We start from the raw sequence: 19795 nt of genomic DNA on the forward strand, positions 1-19795 counted from the left end.
AGTGGCTAAATATGATTTGGTGGGTGCTACTGGTTGTGCAACCGGTGTCGCTCATACATTTATGGCAGAAGAGGCTTTAGAAAAAGCCGCAGAAAAGCTTGGCTATACCATTAAAATTGAAACACACGGTCAAACCGGCATCGAAAATAATCTGACTAGTGCAGAAATTGCAGATGCTCAAGCAGTGATAGTTGCTTCTGATATTGATGTTGGCTTAGATCGTTTTGCAGGTAAACGTCTAGTAGTAGTTCCGGTAGCAAGGGGTGTTAAAGAGCCAGATGCTTTAATTAAAAAAGCGTTGGCAGCACCAATTTATAAAGAAGGACAGGCAGCTGAAGATTCCACTCATGAAAGTGTAGGAAAGCAAAAGCTAGGCAACAAAATTTATACCTCTTTAATGAATGGCGTCTCTCATATGTTGCCATTTGTCGTTGCAGGTGGTGTGCTAATGGCTATTTCCTTCTTCTGGGGAATTGATTCGGCAAATCCAAAAAGTAGCGAATACAATCAATTTGCTGCGATGCTAAATACAGTTGGTAGTACTACTATGAACTTGATGGCTCCAGTTTTAGGCGCTTATATTGCAGAAGCTTTGGCTCAAAGAACGGGTTTTGTAGTAGGCCTTTCTGCCGGTTTTATCACTTTCAACGGTGGTGGTGGCTTTTTGGGAGCCATCGTTGGTGGCTATTTAGCAGCAATTGTTGTTTTAGGCTTGCAGAAGCTGTTTCAACCACTGCCAGATGATAAATTTAGAGGGTTGAAATCAATCTTTCTTTTACCTGTTCTCGGGGTTTTAATCACGGGATCAATTATGTATTTGTTAAATACCCCAATTAAAGCATTGAACGTTGGTTTAATGTCCTGGCTTAGAGGTTTTGAAAATACTAATCCTGCACTGTTAGGTATCATAATTGGCATCATGTGTGCGGCAGATTTTGGTGGACCAATTAATAAAGCGGCATATGTTACGGGAACTGTGCTGTTAGCACAAGGAAACTATTACTTTATGGCTGGGGTTTCTGCGGCTTGTATCGCTCCGCCACTAGCTACGGGCTTTGCAGTCTTAATGAATCGCAAAGCATATTCAAAGAGTGAGAGAGCTGCTGGCTATGTAAACTTTTTACTGGGATCAACTCATATTACTGAAGGCGCGATTCCTTTTGCTGCTAAACACCCATTATGGAATATTCCGGCGTTTATGGTTGGTTCTGCTGTAGCATCAGTTTTAACTTACATAACGAAGATTAGTGTACCTGCTCCCCATGGTGGCTTTATTGTTTTACCATTAGTTAATAAGCCTTTCTTATGGGTATTATGGATTCTCATTGGAGCTGCTATTTCAGGAGCGCTATTGGCTTTAATTGCCGGCAGATTTGATAAAAAAGATAAGCTGGCTGCAGCAGCAGAAACTACTGTTGCACCTAGTGAGGACAATGTAATTAATCAAAATACTGAAACTAAGACAGAAGCATTTGAGCCGAGTGATATTCTTGAATTAAGGAACATTCAGGTTGATGTTGCTGTTACTAGTCGTAATGATGCGCTCAAATATCTGGCAGACTTTGCCGTCAAAAACAAATTGGCTAATGATAGTGATGCGGTTTACGATAGCTATCTTAAACGTGAAAAAGAAGGCTCAACTGGTATGACTGATGGCTTTGCGATTCCCCATGCTCAGTCAGCTGCAATTGCCAAGTCTTCAATGATAGTTTTAAAACTCAAAGAGCCAATTGATTGGCAATCTTTAGATGGTAAGAAAATTGATACAGTTATTTCGTTTTTAATACCAGAATCTGATAGTAATGCTCATCTGCAATACCTGTCAAATACTGCTAAATTGTTAACTCATGAAGACTTCATTGCACGCCTTAAGAAGGCCAACACTCCTGAAGAAATTCAAGCTTTATTTGAAAATAATTAATTACTAAAAAACACAAGACTAAAAAGTCTTGTGCTTTTTATTTAAAGTTATAATTGCGCTAACTTACAAATGTGTTTGCTGGTGGAATAGATTTGATAATGTGATACCACCAAAATGTGGCTAATAAAAATCTCTATGACTAACAAATTCAATTTTATCTTGCTTAAACAATTTAGCCATAAAATATTCCTCAAACTTAGGAGCAGGTCAGATCTGTTTTTAAGTCGTATTAACCTTTTAATCTTCAATCTTTTTGGCTTCATGCAATGCCTTCATAATTGAAGGATTTTTTGAATGACAATCCTCGAGCATCTGTAAATCTTTTTCATTTAATTTAACTTCATATTTACTCATTTTTCTTTTCCTTTCAGCTGAATATTAAATTAACTATATCACTTTTGCAACAAAAATATTCAAAGCTGGCTATTGTTTTTCATTTATGTTGCAAAAATAAGCAGTATTCGCTTCAATCTAAGTGAACAAACGCATGTTCTTGCTACTTACAACATTGCATTTTACCTTGCTATTATGGCTGTTTGTCAAATTAAATAACAGTTAACTTTGTGTTACAACTATGACATTTTTCATAAAAATGGTAACTAATTCTTAAAGGTTGAGTGATATTCCTGTTATCATTCTGCAATTTTACCGTTGTAGTATATATAACATCAAATTGATTATTAGTTTACTATTTTTGATTTGAAAAACATATTATGGATTTTTATTTAAGGAGAGAATTTTTTTGAAGGTAAAATCTATTTTAGTTAAATCAGCAGCAGTAGCAGCATTATCTGCTTCTGGGGTTGCAGTTATAGGCAGCGTTGCAACTAGCGACGTTCAAGCAGCTACCGTTGAAAATGATGCAGCAGTTGTAACTGTTAACTATGTTGATGGTAATTCAATTCATGTTTGGAACAGTTATAAACACCCTAAGGCTACTGGTCAAATTTTACCAAGTAATTCTTCTTGGAAAGTCATTAAGACTGCTTATGACAAAAAGGGTCATAAGTGGTACGACTTAGGCAAGAACCAATGGGTTAAGGCCAAATACGTCAATAAAGGCTATCATCCGGCAAATGAATCTCAAAATACAGCGGTAACCAGCAGCCAGACTGAAAACAGTACTGTTGCAAATAACACTGAGTCAACTTACGCTACTAATTTAAATTACACTACTGCTTCAACTGACTCAGAAGCAGGAGCAAAGGCATGGATTGCCAGCCGTGAATCTGGTGGCTCATACAGTGCGCAAAATGGTCAGTACATAGGTAAATACCAACTTTCTGCCGCATATCTTAACGGCGACTATTCAGCCGCTAATCAAGAGCGTGTTGCTGACAACTATGTTGCTGGTCGCTACGGCTCATGGGCAGCAGCTAAACAATTCTGGCTTGCTAATGGTTGGTACTAATTAGTTAGTCAAAAGTTAAAACAGAATATTTATAAAAGTAAGCAGACACTAGTAGAAAACACTAGTATCTGCTTTTTTGATTTGAAAATTAATGGTTAACTGCATAGGTAAACTTATCGCTGCGGATAATTTCTTGAGTAATATGTAACGGAAAATTATGATCATCATAAACTAGATCTTTAATCCGCATTAATGGTGTTTTTTCGTCAACATTTAGTAAGAAGGATTCTTCTCTATTAGCGAATGCAATTTTAAAAGTCTTCTTTCCTTTTCCAGGATTAATGTGAAATTTCTTTTGTAAAATCTTGTACAGCGGCATATCAAGATCTTCATCTTTAATAGCATTATATTTAGGAGCCAGCCAAATCCATTCAAGACAGAAAGGAATATCATCGATATACCGCAAACGTTTAATTTCAATAATTTGTTGTTGGGCATTAGTTTGCAGAAATGTATTTTGCTCATCATCACCAGTAATACTCTTGATACTAATTAAACGATTGGAGATTTTTTTACCCGTTTTTGCAGCACTGTCTGTCAAGCTAGAAAACTTTTGATTCTGAGTTTCAATTTCGTTTCTTTTGTCGGACACAAAAGTTCCCTTGCCAGGAAGCTTAATTAAATAATTCTCATCACTTAATACTTTAAGAGCTTTTCGAACAGTGGTACGACTGACAGAAAACTCTTTTTGCAGCTCCATTTCAGAAGGTATTTTTGTGCCTATTTGATATTTATTTTCTGCAATTCTGTTTTTTACGATCTTTGCCAGGTCAATATATAATGGCATATGATTTTCTGATTTTTTTAACATGTTTTTTTCTTTCTTGAATATTATTATTTGTATTATAACAAAAGCTGATTGATTAAGCACCAGTATCTATTTTGTACCAAATAAAGATACTGGTATTTTTAATATTCCCTTTACTTTATAAATAAAGCGCTTTATAATTTGTAAATGAAGATACATGTATCATTTTTAAATACAGGAGAGTAAAAATGAAGATACAAGATGAAGTTAAACAGACTGTCAAAAAAGCTGTTAACAAAATGGAACACGAAGGAGGTATTAAGCAAGTAATTTGGATAGGCGCCGGTGGTTCATTCGGTGGCTTTTATGGCGCTAACTATTTCTTACATCAAGAATCAAAAAAGCTATTTTCCAGTATGTATACTAGTGGGGAATTTGTTTATGCTCCGCCAAAGAATTTAGACCAAAATTCATTAGTAGTTTTATGTTCTATGAGAGGAACCAGTGAGACGATTGATTCTGCTAAAGTTGCTAAAGAACATGGTGCAACCACTATAGCTCTGTATGTTGATGAATCCGACTTGGTAAAAGTTTGTGATTTCAAAATAAAATATGAAAGTTTAGCTTTAGATGAAAGCAGGATTGAGCGTGTAAATGGCAGTATTGGGTTATGCATAGCAATGAATTTGCTCCAAGAAGTTGAAGGCTATGATGATTTTGAAACAGCGATGAAGACTTTTGATTTACTTGATCCTATTTATCGTAAGGCAGTTGATTACACTACTCCTTTGGCAAAAGAATGGGCAGAGCTAAATAAAGATCAAAAAACTATTTATGTTATTGCCAGTGGTCCAGCGTATGGTGCAGCTTACGTTTTCTCAATTTGCAATATAGAAGAAATGCTGCAACTGAATTCACCAACTATTCATAGTTATGAATTTTTTAATGGTCCTTTTGAAGTTACAGATAAAAGCAAGTCAATTTTTCAGCTATTGGCCACAGGCAAAACTAGGCCTGAAGATGAGCGTGCCCTTAAATTTGAACAACGGTTTGGCGGCAAAAAATCATATGTATTAGACGGTAAGGAAATAGGTTTAGATGATATTAAGCCCGAAGTTTCTCCGTATTTTAATCACCCGATTTTTTCATCTATTCTAAATAATGTTTATATGAGGGAACTTTCTTATGCTACCCACGAAAGCTATGAAACTCGTAGGTACATGTGGAAAGAAGATTATAAATAATCATTTTAGACGTGAAATGATTATAGGTGCTTGAAGCTTGCGTCATTATTTTTTAATAACAAATTTAACGAAAACGCTTTAAAAAAATAATTTTTAAAATAAAATTTAATTATTTTTGAAGAAAGCATTTACGTGATCAGATTTTTATATTATTATATCAGGTATACATGTTAATACATCTTATTAATATGCTAGTGAATGTTTGGATTAGGGGTGAAGTTTAGTGAAAATAATTTTAGTTAGCCATGGCAAGCTTGCCAAGGGAATGAAAAATACTGTTGAAATGATCGCTGGTAATCAGGATAATCTTGAAGCGTATGAAGCCTATAAAAATGGTACGAGTGATGATAGCTTTATTGGTGATATTAAGAATTCGCTTGATAAGGTTGGTGATCAGAAAGCAGTAATCATTACTGATGTTTTAGGTGGCTCAGTTAATAATGAGATGACCCAACTGTTAAAGGATCATCAAAATTTGACGGTGTTAACAGGCATGAATCTGCCTTTGGTTATAACTTTAGTTACTACAGCAGATTCCGGCCTAACCCAAGAGAGTATTGAAGAGGCTATTAACGAAGGACAGAAAGGAGTTTTGTCGATAAATAAGTTAATGACTGAGGATGACGATGAAGGAGATTTATTATGATAAAAGTAATTAGAGTTGATCACCGATTATTGCACGGACAAGTCATTTTTTCATGGACCAAGTTTGCGAATATCGAAAGAGTAATTGTAATTGATACAGCTACAGCAAATGATGATTTTAAGAAAATGTCCTTGAAACTGGCTAAGCCAGAAGATGTTCGTCTAAACGTTTTTAGCGTCGATAAAGCAATTAGTAAAATTGACCAGATTAAGGCACTAAAAGATAATATTATGTTGCTTTTTGAAAACGTAGCGGAATTGAGTAAATTTATTGCTGCATATGGATCTGTAGCTGAAATTAATTACGGCTTAATTCCTTCTAAACCAAATGCAAAACGCTTTAGTAATGCTATTTATTTAACTCCAGAAGAAGTTAAGCTTACTAAAGAAATGTGTGATAAGGGTATTAAGATCAGCATGCAACAAGTTCCTTCAGCTAATAAAGAACTTCTAAATAATATTATTTAGAAAGGGAGGTAAAAAATGTTTTGGAAAGCATTAGTAGTCGGCTTGGTTGGTGTATTCGCCATGTTCGACTCAAGATTGCTTGGGCGTGAAAACTTTGAGCAGCCATTAATAGTGAGTACACTTGTTGGCTTAGTACTGGGAGATGTTTCGAAGGGATTGCTGGTTGGTGCGACACTAGAGCTAGTTTCAATGGGAATAGTTCAAGTAGGTGCTGCCGTTCCCCCAGATATGGTTTTGGGGTCAGTCGTAGCTTCAGCTTTTGCTATTTTGTCACATACCAGTGCACAAGCTGCGTTAACTGTAGCTTTGCCAGTAGCCGTTTTGGGGCAACTGGTAGCCATAGTTATCAGAATGCTGTTTTCATCTTTTAATCAGTTAGTTGAAAATGCAATTGATGCAGGCAAATTCAGAAAAGCGCGAAGCTACCACATAGTATATGGACCAATTATTTATGGTTTGTTATATTTTGTTCCAGTATTTTTGGCAATTTTCTTAGGTACAAACGTTGTTACCAGTTTTGTTAAGATGATTCCAGATTGGCTAACTAATGGTTTAACTTTGGCAAGTAAGATTTTACCAGCATATGGATTTGCACTTTTGATGTCAACTATGATCGATAAAAAGAATGCAGTTTATTTGTTCCTAGGATTCTTTATTGCTGCATACGGTAAGATGACAGTTATTAGTGTAGCTATTTTTGCAGTTATTTTCGCTATTATTCTTAACAAATTTATGACTAATAACGGCAATAATAGTTCTGGATCAAATTCATCAGGTAGTGACGACCTAGATGATTTGGAAGAATTATAGGAGGACAAATTATGACCGAACAAAAGCATACAGATAAACAGCTACGTCATAGATTTTGGCAATTCTTCTGGAGATCGTGGGCTATTCAGACATCTTGGAACTATGAAAGTCAAATGAACATGGGTTTCATGTATGGGATGGCACCAACAATAGATGAAATTTATGGCGAAAAGCCAGATACACCTGAAAAACTCCAGAAGAAAAAAGAGGCATATCATCGTCATATGGCCTTCTTCAACTGTACACCACAGTTAACCTCGTTTGTTCTAGGTTTATCTTCTGCAATGGAAGAAGAATATGCAGCCAATCCAGATACATTCGATCCTGATTCAATTAACGGTGTGAAAACTTCATTAATGGGTCCTTTATCAGGTATTGGTGATTCCTTCTTCCAGGGAACAATTAAAATTATTGCCTTTGGTCTGGGAATCAACATGGCTCAACAGGGAAACATATTTGGCCCAATTTTGGCAATGATTATTTCCATCATCCCTTCAGTTATTGTTACTTATTGGGGCGGTAAATGGGGTTATCTGCAAGGTAAAAAGAATATTCAGCGTCTTATTAGTAACGGTACCATTAACAGAATCATGTCTTTGATGAACGTAATCGGGCTAATGGTTATTGGAGCAATGGTAGCAACGATGATTGGGATAACAACACCAATTAAATTTGGTAAAACTTTTGTTTTACAAAAGACATTAGATTCAATTTTCCCACAGATGTTATCTCTTGCATTCACCTTAGGTATGTTTTACCTAATCAAAAAGAAGGTTAATACTGCTTGGATTATGGTCATCTGCATTTTTGGCGGTATTCTACTTAGCGTATTAGGTATTTTTAATTAGTTGTTAGTAATTTTTTATAATAATAAGGAGATTATATAAATTATGGATTTTGAAAAAGTTAAATCTATTGTAAGTGATATTAAGGAAAAACAACCTGATATTGATCGTGTAATGTTTGTTGGCTGTGGTGCTTCAATGGCTGACTTGTATCCAGGCTATTACTTCGTTTCGCATGAAAGTACTAAACTGCTTTCGTCAATTCATACTGCAAATGAATTTAACTATGATACGCCAAAAGGAGTGGGAGAACATACTATTGTAATAACTGCTTCTCTTGGAGGTACAACTCCTGAATCAGTAGCTGCAACTAAAAAGGCTAGAGAATTAGGTACTCACTTAATTACTTTATCAATGGCAGATGATTCACCTATTATTAAAGAAACAGAATATAAAGTTATTCATGGCTTCCACGAAAATTATGCTGCTAAAACTGAAAAAATGTCATATTGCTTAGCCTTTGCTATTGAAATTGTTAAGCAGTTTGAGGGTTATCAGTTTTACGATGAAGCTGTTGCAGCTTTCAACGGCATGCCTGATTTGATTGAAAATGCAGTAAAATCAGTTGGTCCATCAGCAAAAGAATTTGGTGAAAAGTACAAAGATGAAAAGAAAATTTTTGTACTAAGCAGTGGTGCATCACTTGGTGTTGCATATTCAACAGCATCATTTTTGTTTATGGAAATGCAATGGATTGCTGCTCCAACAGTTCATTCCGGTGAATATTTCCATGGCCCATTTGAACTTACCGAAAAGGATGCACCGTATCTATTATTCATGAATGATGGTAGCACTCGTCATCTTGATGCCCGTGCTTTGACATTCTTACAAAGATTTGATGCACAAGTAACAAATATTGATGCTAAGGATTACGGTCTTAACGAAGTTGCTAGTGAAAATGTAATTGATTACTTTAACCCAATGATTCATACTGGTGTAATGCGTGTTTATGCTGAAGAGCTTGCTAAGGCTAGAAAGCATCCGTTAACCAAGCGTCGTTATATGTGGAAACTTACTTATTAATAGAAAAGAGTTTTAGAAGGATTCTATGAAAGTAGAATCCTTTTATATTAAATAGTCATACTAAAATTTAACTTAAATTAGGAGTTCAAAAATATGGATAGCAATACAGTAAACAAAGTTGTTAAAGATGCCTTAAATCATAATCAAGGAAAAATAAATAGTATTTATTTTACAGCTTGTGGTGGTTCGTTAGTTGATTTATATGTTTCAAAATATTTTCTGGAAGCGGAAGCAAAGAAAGTAACTACAGGTTGGTATACTGCAAACGAATTTGTACATGTAACTCCAGCAAAATTAGGTAAAGATTCGATCGTGTTCGTTTGCTCACACAGTGGCAACACACCCGAAACAGTCGAAGCAGCTAAGGTTGCACAAGAGCATGGAGCTTTTACTATTGGCTTGACGTTTAATAAACAGGCAGATTTGCTTACTTATTCTGACGCTAAAATAATTTATGAGTGGGGTAACGAAGCCGAAGTAGTCAATAATCCGATGGCAATAACGCTGCACGCCACCGCAAAATTATTACATGGAATTGAAGACTACCCTTATGTCGATCAATTTGAGGACGGCTTTAAGAAAATAGATACAGTTGTTGCTAATGCTATTGATCAAGTTCAATCACGGACAAAAGCTTTTGCCCAAAAGTATAAAGATGAGGAAATGTTTTACGTATTGGGTAGTGGTCCTTCTTTTGGTCACGCATATGGTTTTGCTATCTGTTCTTTGATGGAAATGCAATGGTTAAATGCTTCAGCAATTCATTCTGGAGAATACTTCCATGGTCCATTTGAAGTCACAGATAAAAACACCCCTTATATTCTAATTAAGAGTTTAGGGAGAACTCGAGCTCTTGATGAAAGAGCACAAACTTTCTTAGAGAAATATGCAGAAAAAATAGAAATTGTTGACGCTAAGGAACTTGGCTTGGACATGATAGATGACAAGGTTTCGGAGTACTTTAATCCAATTTTGTTCTATACTATTCTTTGTGAATATAGATCAAAATTAGCTGATGTACATAATCATTCATTGGATGTTAGAAGGTACATGGGCAAAGTTAAATATTAAGGATAGTGATGACACTTGGCAGCAACAGGTTCTTTATATTCTCAAGTAATGGAAAAAATCAAGCAAAAAATTATTACAGGCGAGTATCCGACAAATAGTAAATTGCCAAACGAATTTGAATTAAGTAAGCAATTTAATGTTAGTCGCGTAACATTACGCAAAGCTATTGCAGGCCTGGCTGAAGATGGCTTAATTGAAAAAATTCATGGTGTAGGTACATTTGTCCGCAAGCCACGCAAGGTAAAAAGAATTATTAGTTCTGCTTCAGCTGAAAGCTTTTCACAAACAGCTGCAAAGGCTGGGTTTAAAGCTAATGCAAAAGTAATTAAAATTAAAAAGGTTGAAACACCTGAAAATTTGAAAACTACTTTGAAAACCAAAGTTGCTCTCTATGTTGAACGGGTATATGCAGTTGAAGATGAACCTGTAATGCTTGAATGTAATTATTTTCCTTTACCACGATTTACTGGGCTGGAGAAAACCGATCTAAGTAAATCTCTATACCAAATTTTACGCAGGCAATATCATATTAAAGAATTAAAGTCACGTGATATGGTTATTAGTGTTGCTTTAGCTAGTCTCAGCGAAGCTAGAGTCTTAAAAAAATCTGTTGGCTTTCCTTTGTTGTTACTACAAGTGTGTGTTGAAGATGAAAATAATAATATAGTACACGCCGGGAAACACTACATAATTTCCGACAGGTATGAATTTCACGTATGAGGAAAGAAAAAGTGATTAATTTTTTTAGAGTAGATCACCGCTTACTTCATGGTCAAGTAGCACAAGCATGGTACGGTGCTACTGGAGCTAATTGTATTTTAATTGCAAATGATGAAGTTGCTGGTGATCAATTAAGAAAAAACGTAATGAAGCTTGCCAAGCCGGCAGGCGCAAAATTAGTAATTCAATCAATTGCTAAAAGTGCAAACTCGATTAACAGCGGGGTTACAGATAAATATCATGTTTTTGTAGTAGTCGCCAGTATTCATGATGCTTATCGGCTATTGCAGAAATTAACAATCAAGATTAAAGAATTAAATTTAGGTGGTACAAGTCCATCTGCTGAAGCAGAATCATTGTCTGCTGCTGTTGGCGTTACGCCACAAGATAAAAAAGATTTACGGGAGCTACAAGAAAAAGGAACGGAAATATTCATTCAACAGGTTCCTTCAGAAGCAAAAAAAGTCCTAAATTTTAGAAAGGAATAGTGCTCATGTTTTTAAAAACAATTTTAATTGGATTAGTCGCACTATTTGGCTATGGTGAGTACTTTCTGACTGGACGTGGTATGGTGGCTAGGCCTATCGTCATGGGCCCTTTAACCGGGCTAGTATTAGGAGACTTATCTACCGGTATTAAAATAGGTGCGGCTTTAGAATTAGCTTATATTGGAGTAGTGGAAGTTGGAGCATCTGTGCCGCAGGATATGGTCTCCGCTGGAGTCTTAGGGACCGTTTTTGCTATTTCAACTGGGAAAGGCACTTCGGCGGCATTGGCTTTTGGTTTACCTCTTTCTATGTTGGTTTTATTAGTGCAAAACTTTGCTTATGTTGCCGTTTGTCCTTGGTACGTCAAAAAATGTGATGATTATGCCAAAGCTGGGGAGCCAGACAAATTAAGTAGAATGTCATTTTGGGGTGGAACCATAATTAATTTTGTTCCCTCAGTAATATTAATTATGTTAGCCTTCTATTTTGGTAATAGTTTTTCTAAAGAAATAGTTGCTGCTATTCCGCAGTTCGTTCAAGATGGGTTAGTCGTTGCCAGTGGTATTTTACCTGCTTTTGGTTTTGCAATGTTATTGGAACAAATATTACGTAAAGAAATAATTCCTTTCTTTGTTATTGGCTTTTTGTTAACAACTTATCTTAAAGTACCAATAATTGGTGTTGCTTTGTTTGGCGCATCAGTCATTGCAATCATGTATTTTTACGAAAAAAAATATCAACCCAATATGGCTAACAGTCAGATAGGAGATGATGACAATGTCGATGAGTTCTAATATTAAAATGAATAAAGTCCTACATAAGACGTTTTGGCGGACTTTTACCATGGGTGCCTCTTGGGAATACACCAGACAAATGGGTACGGGATATTGTTACGCAATGGTACCTGCTCTAAAGTCAATTTATCAAGGTGATAAAAGGCAAATGGAAATTGCTTTAGAAAGGCATATGCAATTTTTTAACATTACCAACATTTTTGCCCCTCTTGTTTTAGGGACTTCGATAGCAATGGAGGAGAAAAATGCTTCTTCAGCTGATTTTTCACCCGACTTAATTAATAACATTAAAATAAGTCTGATGGGGCCTCTGTCTGCGATTGGTGACTCACTGTTTCTATCTACTTGGAGAATTATTTGTACAGGACTTGCAATTTCACTGTGTCAGGCTGGAAATATTCTGGGACCTATTATATTTTTACTTGCCTACAATATTCCGACTACATTAATTCGCTATTTTGGTTTGAAGATTGGTTATAAACAGGGATCAAGTTTTTTAAATAAACTTAGTGATACTAATATTATTCAAAATATTTCAGAAAAAGCTTCGATTTTAGGGATGTTTGTAATTGGTTCTATGGTCCCTAGCCTTGTTGTTGTTAATACACCTCTTAAAATAGGTATTGGTAAGAATGCCCAGTCTTTAACAAGCATATTAAATACTATTATGCCTAATATGTTGCCATTATTGGCTACTTTTATCATTTTTGCTATGTTGAAAAAGAAGGTAAAGGTAGTATGGATTTTAGTATCAATTGTGGCTTTTAGTATTTTAGGAACTTGGCTTCATTTCTTGTCAATATAATAAATATTACAGACTATTTCTTAGTTGAAAAAATAATTTAATTGGCATTTTTTCATAATAAGTTTAGAATTGAGTTTGTACCATAAAGAGTCAATTTAAGAGTAACTCTCGAGGAAGAATATGAAGAAAAGCAAATTTGCTATTGCCGTAGTTAATATTATTTTTTTAATTACCATTCCAGGATTAACTCTAGGCGGGACTGAACAAGTAGCAGCAGCCACTATTAAGGGCTATGTTAAAGTTAAAAAGAAGAAGAAAGTTCGCCTATATAAAATATCTGGAAAGCATTCTAATTTTTATGCAAAAGCTAAATATAGCTATCCATATAGCGCGAAGAAAAAAATTGGTAAGAAAAAAAGACCTGCTTATAAAATCGGTAACAATTCTCATTGGATTTTAGCTAAGGATGTTAAAGTCGTTAAGAAAAGTTTCCCCAGAGTATATACTCAGGCAAAAATGAAATTACCAAAAGGTTACACTAAAAGCGAATTGCTGCTCGCTTATCAAGGCAAACCTACTAAGAATTTTATCAATGCCTCAATGCGAGGGATGAAAGCTAATGATTTCAGCCGCCTTAAAGTGTCTGAAAGTAAAGCTGATGATTTGACTCAAGTTGACTTAAATCAGCTTACACCTAAGCAAATTAGCGATCTAACTGCTTTTTCACTTCGTCTTATTAATGAAGCTAGGAGTGACTTAAATTTGTCACCTTGGGTTGAAAGTAATGGAACCGGTAAGTTAGCGGCTGATATTGCCTTGGAATATAGTAAGAATAATAAGACTATTAAAGATAGTCACTATGTTCCGGGTATTGTTCGTGCTTGCCATGCTAATGGCCTTAATCTTGATGATAATTTTGTCGAAGATATGGCCGGCTTTTATAATATTAGTCAGACAATGTCTATGACCGAATTAAAGAAAAGCGTTTATTTTGGCTTAAAACAAATGATATTTGGTTATGTTGGCAGTGGAGAAGAGGAACGATCTAACAGAAGCTACTATCAAGAATGGGAGCATGCTGGAGATTTGTTTAATACACAAGGGTCGCTTCACGATGGAGATTACAACTATTATGGCTTCAGTATTTCCCATAATGACAATGTTTGTTCTCTGCATTTTATTAGCGTTCCCACCTATGTAGTTAACAGTAAAAAGTATAATAAAGGTTTTAAACCGTAAAAAACAGCCTAGTAATTGGGCTGCTTTTGTTTTACAATTATTTCTATATATTTTTAAGTAGGGTAAGAAAAATGTTAATTTATATTCGGATGGCTGAAAAAGAAGATCTTGATCAGATCATGACCATTATTGATGAAGCAAAAGCGTTGCTAAAAAAAGACGGTAATCCCCAATGGCAGAATGGCACGCCCAGTCGTGAAATACTGACAGAAGATATAAATCTTAAGCGCGCATACTGTCTCGTAGCAAATAAGGAAATAGCAGGTGTCGCGGTCTTGCTGACAACACCGGATCCTAACTATGCTGAAATAGCTGGAGCCTGGTCTAATAACAAGGAGCAATATGCCACAATTCACCGAATTGCCATTAGTTCCAAATTTCGCGGGCAACACCTCAGCCAATTTATGATGTCCAATTTAATCTCTCGCGGGCTCATGCTTGGCATTCGTAATTTTCGGATTGATACCCACGCGGTCAATAAGCGGATGCAGGGCTTAATAAAAGGTTTAGGCTTTGAATATCGGGGGATTGTTCAGGTTGACCAAACTGAAAATGGCGCTAGAAACGCCTATGAATTAAATTTATAGCGGGAAAAAAGTTATTTTGTACTTGACTTGCAAGACACAATTTCCTATACTATTTAATGTTGAGCAATCAAGTAAAAGCTCAAATGGTATTGGGTTATAGCCAAGCGGTAAGGCACTAGTTTTTGGTACTAGTATGCGCTGGTTCGAATCCAGCTAACCCAATTGTTCTTACGAACACCCAACCCGAAAAATGGCAGGTCTGTAAAGGACCTGTCTTTTTTTGCCCAAAATGCATTGCAAAATTTCTTTACTTTTTTAGTCTTTCATATTTAAAAAATAGCTAAATGGGTTTATTATACTCATTATGTTTTGTTTGTAATGTTTATCTTTTTGATGAGGTTTAACTAATACAAAAATATGAATAACGGTAAAAGTAAGACAATAGTATTTGGACATAGAGGCTATCCTGCTAAATTTGCAGAGAATTCTATGGAAGGCTTTCGTAATGCTGTTGCAAATGGTGCTGAAGGCGTTGAATTTGATGTTCACTTGACCCAAGATGGTGTCCCCGTAGTTATGCATGATGAAAAAGTTGACCGTACAACAGATGGCACCGGTTATATCAAGGACTTCACCCTTAAAAGGCTGAGGAAATTACATTTATCAAACGGTGAACCCGTACCCACTTTGCAGGAATTATTTGAACTTCTTGAAAATCAAGATATTCAAATAAATTTGGAATTTAAAACCGGAATCATTCACTATCATGGTATTGAAAAAACCGTTTTAAGTTTGGCTTATCTATATCATTTTATGCATCCTATTATTTATTCATCCTTTGACTATGTCACTCTGAAGAACTGTCAAGAAATTGATCCTAATCAAATTTATTGTTACTTAACGGATGAAGAAGTAGTTAATTCAGCTAAGCTGGTCAAAGATAATCATTTTGCTGGTATCCATCCAGGTAAATTGCTTCCAACGCGCGAGGCAGTTACCGAGCGAATTTGGACGGTTGATGACCCGCAAATAGCTAAGAAGTATTTTCAAGAGCATGTTGCGGGAATTTTTACTAATAATTATCCTTTAATGATTAAATTACGAGATCAAATACAGGGAAAGGGATAACCGAATATTAAAACTAATAATTTTAGAAGGGTCTTAACTTATTTAGCTGTAAGACCTTTTTTTGCTAAATTAGTTTGAAATTAAAAAAATATTGTAGAAAAATAATTTTTTAAAAGGTATAATTTTTATAACTAAAAAGAAAGTTAGGTGAAAATATGGCAGATTTAATTAAATATGTACGAAAAGGTCTGGCTGAATCCCCTTCTAATCCGATTTTAAAATTTGCGGATTATGCCAGTAAAATTCCGGATGTTGTGAAATTTACTCTAGGTGAGCCTGATTTTAATACACCGGATCACGTTAAGGAAGCAGCAAAAAGGGGAATTGATGAGAATCACTCTCACTATGCTCCTTCAAACGGAACAATTGGTTTGCGTAAAGCAGCAAGTCAATTTTTAAGTAAAAAATATGGTCAAAATTATGATCCCGAAACTGAAGTTTTGGTTACAAATGGTGTTACTGAGTCAATTTTTGATTCAGTTATGGCAATTCTGAATCCTGGCGATATTATGGTTGTTCCTACTCCGTTGTTCCCACTTTATATGAGTGATGCAGGTTTAATTAATGAAGGCATTGAAATAGTTAAAGTAAACACATCAAATGATGGCTTCAAATTGACCCCGGCAAAATTGCAAAAGGTAATTGACAAATATGGTGACCGGGTTCGCATGCTGGTTTTGAATTATCCTACTAATCCAACAGGGGTAATGTATAGTCAAGATGAATTGGATGCTTTGGCGGATGTTATTCGCAATAAACCAATTTTTGCACTATGTGATGAAATCTATAGTGAATTGAACTATGACCAACCTCATGCGTCAATGGAAAAATCATTGCATGACCAAGTAATTTTAATGAACGGCGTTTCCAAGTCATGGGCCATGACCGGTTACCGGATTGGTATTGTCTGTGCGCCAAAAGATATTTTGCAACAAATTGCGAAAATTCACCAGGCAATAACGACTACTGAACCAACTCCTATGCAAGATGCAGCTGAAGAAGCTTTTAAAAACGGCATGGATGATTCTTTGCCAATGAAAGAAGAATTCCAAAAACGGCGTGACACTTTATATGCTGGATTGACCAAAATAGGTTTTGAATGTGCTAAACCCCAAGGTGCATTCTACATTTTTGCTAAAATACCAGATGGTTTTGAGCAAGATGATAATAAATTCATTTATGAGCTGGTTGACAAGGCTCACGTTGCTGTTTCTGCCGGCTCCAGCTTTAGTGAAGGCGGAGAAGGCTATATTAGATTCTCCTATGCTGTTTCAATGGATCAAATTGAAAAGGGGCTTCAACGACTAGAAAAGTTCGTTAAAGAGAATAAGAAATAATTTTAGGCAAATTTTGCTTGCAATCGCGCACGTTTTTCGGTATTATAATTAACGTGCGTGACGGAGGAGTAGCGAAGTGGCTAAACGCGGCGGTCTGTAAAACCGCTCTCTCTGAGTTCGGCGGTTCGAATCCACCCTCCTCCATCGTCATTGGGTTATAGCCAAGCGGTAAGGCACTAGTTTTTGGTACTAGTATGCGCTGGTTCGAATCCAGCTAACCCAATAAAAAAGGCGGCTCTTGTGAGTCGTCTTTTTTGTCGGCTCAGAATTGTTATTTGCATATCTGTTTTCAATAAATGTTACGGGACTTCTATTTCTGAAATTGTTTGCCCTGTTAGCTATAACGCAGGCTGACTGCCATAAATTTTAGTGAAAGCTCTAGCTTCGTGCCAGCCAAATGAATTACCCCTCAATTTTTACTGTTTAAACTGGTATTTATCTTGACCTCAAACAATTAACGATAATTCCGCGTTTTATCTTAAAATATTGCAAATGATTTTTTAAATCTTAAGAATTTGGTTGTTAAAGTTTACCTATTTTCATTTCAATGATAGTACAATAGTAAGAGCTAACTTTTATTAAGAAGGGAAATATATGTCAAGACTTGTGCGCGTTGGTGCTGGAGGTAAAGAAATTAGCTGGCACAATGCCTTAAATGATTTACGTGCAGATGATGTTTTGCTTCTGGAGCCGGGATTTTATGAGTTACCCGCAGGAATTTTCTTATCTGATATTACTATTAAGGGAACAGGTAATCTTCCAGAAGACACAACAATATTAGGCTTTGTCAATATTGATGCCGGCAGCCAGTTTGTTAATTTAGAGAATTTGTGCATCAACACGGTAACTGATGCGAATAGTTTGTTCGTTCCGGCCGAAGCTAATACTTTTTTGTCATTGCGCAACTGTATCGTCAAGGGCTTTGGTGGTGATACAGCGGTTATTGCTGCCAATGGCAAAGTCACCTTGGAATTATTCTCAACAGTGGTTATGAATGGTTCTGTGTCATTATTTGCCGATTCTAATTTTCGCTTAGAGATGAATGATTCAACTATTAAAAATACTGTGAAAGACATTGGCGCCTTAGCGCTTGAAGGGCATGGCACCGCTGTTATTAATAATTCACGTATTCATGGCAGTATTGATACTTTTAGCAAGTCAAATGTGGAATTAGATATTAATAATACTGTTGTGAATGCACTGCTTATTCAGGGACAAGCATGGCTAAATATGCTTAACAGTATGCTTTTGTCACAAGAAGATACTGCAATGTTCATCACGGATAAAACTTGGATTAATATTATTGGCAGTGAGTTTAAAGGCGGTATTTATTTTGAAAAAGAGCCGCATGTGATTATCCAAAATAGTAGAATCGACCGCTTGATTGCCACAGGAGAAGCCCAAATCACCCTGAATAATTCTGTTATCGTTAATCATGCTGATTTTCAAAATAAAGTTAATTGTAATTCTAGACGGGCAACTTTTAATGGCGGAAATGAATATGAGTATTTTTTGGTTCTTAGTGATCAGGCAGAATTTGAGGGCCATGATCTGATTTTCAATTCTAACGGAGCTACTTTAGCTGTCGAAAATCAGGCTCATTTGCATGCTAGTGTCATCGCAACAAGTGATGATTCAATTATGGTGGAGTGCGGACAAAATGCAGAATTCCGTTTATGGGGCATGAAATGGACCACTAAAAAATAAATAGCTTGCTTTATTATAATTTGTAACATATCATACGAAGTAGACCAATTTAGATTATATAAGATGTGTAATGGGGGTATATTTATGGAAGAACCAATGTACATCAAAATTCATAATCAAATCAAACGTGAAATTGAAAATCATGACTATAAAGTTGGTAGTAAAATTCCAGCGGAAAGACAATTAGCTCAAAAATTTGGCGTCTCGCGGATGACTTTGCGTCAAGCAATTAAAACTTTAGAAGATGAAGGCATTTTAGAGCAGCGGGTTGGTAGTGGTACCTATGTTGCCAATCAAAAAGTGCAGGAAAAAATGTCGGGCGTTATGTCTTTTACTGATATAACTCATGCAAATGGTCAAACACCTTCTAGTAAGCTAATATCCTATCGCTTTGGTAAGCCTTCCTTATCGGAGATGGAGCGTCTTAATCTGGATGATAAGCAGGAAGTTCTACGGATGGAACGTATTCGCTATGCGGATGATGTTCCAATTTGTTATGAAGTCGTTTCTATTCCGCAAAACTTGGTTAAAAATATGTCAAAAGCTGATATTTCTTCACATTTATACCAGACATTGGAAAAAAATGGCTATAAAGTAGGACGTGTAACAGAATATATTTCTGCAGCCGTTGCAAATGAAAACTCGGCCAGACTTCTTGATGCCAAAAAAGGTGAAGCGTTAATCACGCGCTTGCAGGTAACTGAATTATCAAATGGCATGCCATTTGAATATACAAGGGCAAACTATGTTGCGGATCGCTTTGAATTTACCTTTGCCAAATAAAAAACTCCGAATTATGAAGTGCAACTAAAAAGTTAGACATTTTAATATTACGCAAGACTCAATGCACGATTTCGATATTTGATCGGGGTCGTGTATTTTAGTTTGTTTGATCTTCTAATATGATTGAACCAGTAAACGTAA

At 35.8% G+C, this 19795-nt stretch carries 21 protein-coding genes and 3 tRNA genes; 22 read left to right on the plus strand and 2 right to left on the minus strand.

Annotation, left to right across the window (positions count from 1 at the left end):
- Position 1 precedes the first annotated feature (1 nt).
- On the plus strand, positions 2-1921 hold the full coding sequence (locus tag F5ESL0260_RS02260) for a fructose-specific PTS transporter subunit EIIC (protein ID WP_122025723.1): 1920 nt from the start codon (positions 2-4) through the stop codon (positions 1919-1921).
- Positions 1922-2663: 742 nt separating this feature from the next.
- The gene (locus tag F5ESL0260_RS02270; RefSeq protein WP_122025725.1) at positions 2664-3332 is read left to right on the plus strand and encodes a hypothetical protein; all 669 of its coding nucleotides are present in this window, start codon (positions 2664-2666) and stop codon (positions 3330-3332) included.
- Between the two features lie 88 nt (positions 3333-3420).
- Here the strand turns inward: F5ESL0260_RS02270 and F5ESL0260_RS02275 are convergent, their stop codons facing one another.
- Positions 3421-4143: a GntR family transcriptional regulator gene (locus F5ESL0260_RS02275; protein ID WP_122025726.1), complete on the minus strand. Its 723-nt coding sequence runs from the start codon at positions 4141-4143 to the stop codon at positions 3421-3423.
- Positions 4144-4328: 185 nt separating this feature from the next.
- Here F5ESL0260_RS02275 and F5ESL0260_RS02280 point away from each other — a divergent pair, with 185 nt between their 5' ends.
- The 20 genes from F5ESL0260_RS02280 to F5ESL0260_RS02375 all read left to right on the plus strand — a co-directional run bounded on the left by F5ESL0260_RS02280 (position 4329) and on the right by F5ESL0260_RS02375 (position 19654).
- Positions 4329-5324 carry an SIS domain-containing protein gene (locus F5ESL0260_RS02280; protein ID WP_122025727.1) on the plus strand — a complete coding sequence of 332 codons (996 nt, stop codon included), beginning with the start codon at positions 4329-4331 and terminating at the stop codon, positions 5322-5324.
- A gap of 223 nt (positions 5325-5547) precedes the next feature.
- Entirely contained in the window at positions 5548-5970 is a 423-nt protein-coding gene (locus F5ESL0260_RS02285) for a PTS sugar transporter subunit IIA (RefSeq protein WP_046324424.1), read from the plus strand.
- Positions 5967-6437, plus strand: coding sequence for a PTS sugar transporter subunit IIB (locus F5ESL0260_RS02290; protein ID WP_122025728.1), 471 nt, complete (start codon positions 5967-5969; stop codon positions 6435-6437). The genes F5ESL0260_RS02285 and F5ESL0260_RS02290 overlap by 4 nt, the downstream gene beginning before the upstream one ends.
- Positions 6438-6452: 15 nt before the next feature.
- A complete protein-coding gene (locus F5ESL0260_RS02295; protein ID WP_046324426.1) occupies positions 6453-7247 on the plus strand; it encodes a PTS sugar transporter subunit IIC in 795 nt (264 codons plus the stop codon).
- A gap of 11 nt (positions 7248-7258) precedes the next feature.
- Positions 7259-8095 (plus strand): PTS system mannose/fructose/sorbose family transporter subunit IID, encoded by an 837-nt coding sequence (locus F5ESL0260_RS02300; RefSeq protein WP_046324427.1) that lies wholly within the window; start codon positions 7259-7261, stop codon positions 8093-8095.
- A 42-nt stretch (positions 8096-8137) separates the two neighbouring features.
- Positions 8138-9115: an SIS domain-containing protein gene (locus F5ESL0260_RS02305; protein ID WP_122025729.1), complete on the plus strand. Its 978-nt coding sequence runs from the start codon at positions 8138-8140 to the stop codon at positions 9113-9115.
- A gap of 93 nt (positions 9116-9208) precedes the next feature.
- Positions 9209-10186 carry an SIS domain-containing protein gene (locus tag F5ESL0260_RS02310; protein WP_122025730.1) on the plus strand — a complete coding sequence of 326 codons (978 nt, stop codon included), beginning with the start codon at positions 9209-9211 and terminating at the stop codon, positions 10184-10186.
- Between the two features lie 15 nt (positions 10187-10201).
- Positions 10202-10906, plus strand: coding sequence for a GntR family transcriptional regulator (locus F5ESL0260_RS02315; protein ID WP_122025731.1), 705 nt, complete (start codon positions 10202-10204; stop codon positions 10904-10906).
- An 11-nt stretch (positions 10907-10917) separates the two neighbouring features.
- Positions 10918-11394, plus strand: coding sequence for a PTS sugar transporter subunit IIB (locus tag F5ESL0260_RS02320; protein ID WP_122025732.1), 477 nt, complete (start codon positions 10918-10920; stop codon positions 11392-11394).
- Positions 11395-11399: 5 nt separating this feature from the next.
- Positions 11400-12188, plus strand: a complete 789-nt coding sequence (locus tag F5ESL0260_RS02325) for a PTS sugar transporter subunit IIC (protein ID WP_122025733.1) — start codon at positions 11400-11402, stop codon at positions 12186-12188.
- Complete coding sequence (locus F5ESL0260_RS02330; protein ID WP_233557700.1) at positions 12172-12993, plus strand: PTS system mannose/fructose/sorbose family transporter subunit IID; 822 nt, start codon at positions 12172-12174, stop codon at positions 12991-12993. Before F5ESL0260_RS02325 ends, F5ESL0260_RS02330 begins: the two co-directional genes overlap by 17 nt.
- Before the next feature lie 120 nt (positions 12994-13113).
- Positions 13114-14172, plus strand: coding sequence for an SEC10/PgrA surface exclusion domain-containing protein (locus tag F5ESL0260_RS02335; protein WP_122025735.1), 1059 nt, complete (start codon positions 13114-13116; stop codon positions 14170-14172).
- Between the two features lie 71 nt (positions 14173-14243).
- Positions 14244-14759 (plus strand): GNAT family N-acetyltransferase, encoded by a 516-nt coding sequence (locus tag F5ESL0260_RS02340; protein WP_122025736.1) that lies wholly within the window; start codon positions 14244-14246, stop codon positions 14757-14759.
- A 90-nt stretch (positions 14760-14849) separates the two neighbouring features.
- Positions 14850-14921 (plus strand) — tRNA-Gln (locus F5ESL0260_RS02345).
- A 195-nt stretch (positions 14922-15116) separates the two neighbouring features.
- Positions 15117-15827 carry a glycerophosphodiester phosphodiesterase family protein gene (locus F5ESL0260_RS02350; RefSeq protein WP_122025737.1) on the plus strand — a complete coding sequence of 237 codons (711 nt, stop codon included), beginning with the start codon at positions 15117-15119 and terminating at the stop codon, positions 15825-15827.
- Between the two features lie 155 nt (positions 15828-15982).
- On the plus strand, positions 15983-17164 hold the full coding sequence (locus F5ESL0260_RS02355; RefSeq protein ID WP_122025738.1) for an aminotransferase class I/II-fold pyridoxal phosphate-dependent enzyme: 1182 nt from the start codon (positions 15983-15985) through the stop codon (positions 17162-17164).
- A gap of 62 nt (positions 17165-17226) precedes the next feature.
- A tRNA-Tyr gene (locus F5ESL0260_RS02360) sits at positions 17227-17308 on the plus strand.
- 7 nt (positions 17309-17315) lie between these two features.
- Positions 17316-17387 (plus strand) — tRNA-Gln (locus F5ESL0260_RS02365).
- Between the two features lie 371 nt (positions 17388-17758).
- Complete coding sequence (locus tag F5ESL0260_RS02370; protein ID WP_122025739.1) at positions 17759-18871, plus strand: hypothetical protein; 1113 nt, start codon at positions 17759-17761, stop codon at positions 18869-18871.
- A gap of 84 nt (positions 18872-18955) precedes the next feature.
- Positions 18956-19654, plus strand: a complete 699-nt coding sequence (locus tag F5ESL0260_RS02375) for a GntR family transcriptional regulator (RefSeq protein ID WP_122025740.1) — start codon at positions 18956-18958, stop codon at positions 19652-19654.
- A 47-nt stretch (positions 19655-19701) separates the two neighbouring features.
- Here the strand turns inward: F5ESL0260_RS02375 and F5ESL0260_RS02380 are convergent.
- Positions 19702-19795, minus strand: a 94-nt coding sequence (locus tag F5ESL0260_RS02380; protein WP_147444110.1) for an IS3 family transposase, incomplete at its 5' end; no start/stop codon positions are given.

Source organism: Lactobacillus sp. ESL0260 (assembly GCF_003692935.1).
GTDB classification, from domain to species: domain Bacteria; phylum Bacillota; class Bacilli; order Lactobacillales; family Lactobacillaceae; genus Lactobacillus; species Lactobacillus melliventris.

Bases quoted from the DNA above. Each gene is read 5' to 3' on its own strand.
- F5ESL0260_RS02275 (WP_122025726.1), bottom strand. From the start codon at position 4,143: ATGTTAAAAAAATCAGAAAATCATATGCCATTATATATTGACCTGGCA.
- F5ESL0260_RS02280 (WP_122025727.1), top strand. From the start codon at position 4,329: ATGAAGATACAAGATGAAGTTAAACAGACTGTCAAAAAAGCTGTTAAC.
- F5ESL0260_RS02290 (WP_122025728.1), top strand. From the start codon at position 5,967: ATGATAAAAGTAATTAGAGTTGATCACCGATTATTGCACGGACAAGTC.
- F5ESL0260_RS02295 (WP_046324426.1), top strand. From the start codon at position 6,453: ATGTTTTGGAAAGCATTAGTAGTCGGCTTGGTTGGTGTATTCGCCATG.
- F5ESL0260_RS02300 (WP_046324427.1), top strand. From the start codon at position 7,259: ATGACCGAACAAAAGCATACAGATAAACAGCTACGTCATAGATTTTGG.
- F5ESL0260_RS02305 (WP_122025729.1), top strand. From the start codon at position 8,138: ATGGATTTTGAAAAAGTTAAATCTATTGTAAGTGATATTAAGGAAAAA.
- F5ESL0260_RS02310 (WP_122025730.1), top strand. From the start codon at position 9,209: ATGGATAGCAATACAGTAAACAAAGTTGTTAAAGATGCCTTAAATCAT.
- F5ESL0260_RS02325 (WP_122025733.1), top strand. From the start codon at position 11,400: ATGTTTTTAAAAACAATTTTAATTGGATTAGTCGCACTATTTGGCTAT.
- F5ESL0260_RS02330 (WP_233557700.1), top strand. From the start codon at position 12,172: ATGTCGATGAGTTCTAATATTAAAATGAATAAAGTCCTACATAAGACG.
- F5ESL0260_RS02335 (WP_122025735.1), top strand. From the start codon at position 13,114: ATGAAGAAAAGCAAATTTGCTATTGCCGTAGTTAATATTATTTTTTTA.
- F5ESL0260_RS02340 (WP_122025736.1), top strand. From the start codon at position 14,244: ATGTTAATTTATATTCGGATGGCTGAAAAAGAAGATCTTGATCAGATC.
- F5ESL0260_RS02350 (WP_122025737.1), top strand. From the start codon at position 15,117: ATGAATAACGGTAAAAGTAAGACAATAGTATTTGGACATAGAGGCTAT.
- F5ESL0260_RS02355 (WP_122025738.1), top strand. From the start codon at position 15,983: ATGGCAGATTTAATTAAATATGTACGAAAAGGTCTGGCTGAATCCCCT.
- F5ESL0260_RS02370 (WP_122025739.1), top strand. From the start codon at position 17,759: ATGTCAAGACTTGTGCGCGTTGGTGCTGGAGGTAAAGAAATTAGCTGG.
- F5ESL0260_RS02375 (WP_122025740.1), top strand. From the start codon at position 18,956: ATGGAAGAACCAATGTACATCAAAATTCATAATCAAATCAAACGTGAA.